Annotated in this window: 1 protein-coding gene; it reads left to right on the top strand. The window is 67.4% G+C overall.

Translation table 11 applies throughout. The annotated features are described in order from the left end of the window. Nucleotides 1–2304 (top strand): autotransporter domain-containing protein (locus tag HB630_RS28160; protein WP_213775998.1); only part of this gene is annotated, 2304 nt, incomplete at both ends.

The following is a 2304-nucleotide window of genomic DNA, read 5'->3' on the forward strand; positions in this document are numbered from 1 at the left end:
TGACGGGCGGTATTTCCACGATCGACACCAACGGGTTTGGCGCGACGTGGAACGGGGTGCTGTCCGGCGCCGGGGGCCTGGTCAAGGCGGGCGTTGGCACGCTGAACCTGACGGCTGCGAACACCTATACGGGCGGCACCGCGATATCCGGCGGCACGCTGCAGGTCGGCAATGGCGGAACGAGCGGGTCGATCGTCGGAGACGTGGCCGACAATGGAACGCTCGCCTTCAACCGATCCAATGCTTCGGCCTTCACCGGTGCGATCTCAGGCACGGGCGGAGTGACCAAGCTCGGCGCGGGCGTCCTGACGCTCTCCGGGTCCGGCACCTATGCCGGCGCGACGCTGGTCAACGCGGGAACGTTTCAGGCTGGCGCGGCCAATGTCTTTTCACCGGGCAGCGCCTTCACCATCGCAAGCGGCGCGACGCTCAACCTCGCCGGTTTCGACAACAGCATCGGCTCGCTCGCCGGCAGCGGCGGCGTTACGCTGGGATCGGCGACGCTCGCCAGCGGGAACGACGGGACCTCGACGACGTTTTCGGGGGCCATCGGCGGGACCGGCGGGCTGACCAAAACCGGCGGTGGCGCCTTGTCCCTCACCGGCGCCAGCACCTATACCGGGCCGACCAATATCAATGCCGGCGTTCTCGATGTAAACGGCGCGCTGGCGTCGACGGTAGCCGTCAATTCCGGCGGTACCTTGATGGGCAGCGGCACCATCGGCGGCCTCAACGTCGTCGATGGCGGGATCGTCGCACCGGGGAATTCCATCGGGACCCTGCACGTCGCCGGCAATGTCGGCTTCAGCGCGGGCTCGGCGTATCAGGTCGAAGTGAATGCAGCCGGCCAGTCGGACCTGATTGCCGCGAGCGGCCATGCGACGCTGGCGGGCGGCAACGTGCAGCTGTCGGGCACGCCGGCGGTCAATCTCACTTACACGATCCTGACGGCGCAGGGCGGGGTCAGCGGCACGTTCTCGAACGTTTTGAACCCCGGATTCATATTCCTCAGCCCGATGCTGGAATACACGCCGGACTCCGTGCTGTTGAGCCTGCGGCAGACGCGCGGGTTCACGAGCGCCGCAGCGACGCCCAACCAGTTCAATGTCGCCGCCGCGCTGGCGGCGCTTCCGATGGACAGTTCGTTGTTTCAGGCGATCGCGGCCCAGGTTTCGACCGCCGGCGCCCGGCAGGCCTTCGATGCGCTCTCGGGTGAGATTCATGCGAGCGCGCAGAGCGCGATGGTCGATGACAGCCGCTACTTCCGCCAGGCGATGCTCGGGCGTTTGCGCCAGGCAGGTTTCGAGAATGCGGCGGGACCGGTCTCTGCGCTGGGCTCGGGCGGACCGCAGCAAGCCTATGCGGAGCCCGAGCGCGATTTTGCGGATCGCTTTGATCCTGCCGTCGCCGCTCTCGCCTATGCCGATTCCGCCCGGCCTGCGCTCGCGCTCAAGAGCCTGCCGGCCGCCGCGGCGCCGCCTGACCTGGCCTGGTGGGCGCAAGGCGTCGGGGCCTGGGGCAGCATCGACGGCGATGGCAATGCCGCCGGCGTCAGCCGCAATCTCGACGGCTTCTTCACCGGTGTCGATCAACGCTTCGGCGCCAATTGGCGCGCCGGCATCGCCGGCGGCCACACCAATTCGAATGTGAGCAACAGCGCGGGCTTCGCCAATATCGACACCGCGCAACTCGGCGCTTATGCCGGTGCGAGTTACGGTCCCTGGAATTTCCGCGCCGGCGCCGCCTGGGGCTGGAGCACGCTCGGCACCAGCCGGTCGATCGTGTTTCCCGGCTTTTCCGACATTGCGAGCGCCCATTATGGCGCCAGCACGGCGCAGGTCTTCGAGGAGGTCGGCTATAGCATGGCGGTTGGCGCGGTCGCGGCCGAGCCGTTCGCGGGGCTCGCCTGGGTGCATTTGAACACCGAAGGCTTCAACGAGACCGGCAGCACCATGGCGGTGCTCACCGGCTCGGGCAGCGAGGACGATGTCGGCTACTCCACGCTCGGCGCCCGGGTCGCGACCAACTACATCCTGCCGAATGAAATGGTGCTGGCGGCCCGTGCCTCGGCGGCCTGGCAACATGCCTTCGGCGACGTGACGCCTGAGGCCGCCCTCGCATTCGAGGGCACGGCGGCGAACTTCACCGTTGCCGGGGCGCCGCTCGCCAGCGATGCCGCGCTGATCGAAACCGGGCTCGATCTGCTGATGACGCCGCAGGCTACGATCGGCATTTCCTATACCGGCCAGATCGCGTCCGGAATCCAGGACCATTCCGTCAAGGGTAATCTGCTCGTCAAATTCT

Source organism: Bradyrhizobium sp. dw_78 (genome assembly GCF_018449525.1).
Taxonomy (GTDB): domain Bacteria; phylum Pseudomonadota; class Alphaproteobacteria; order Rhizobiales; family Xanthobacteraceae; genus Bradyrhizobium.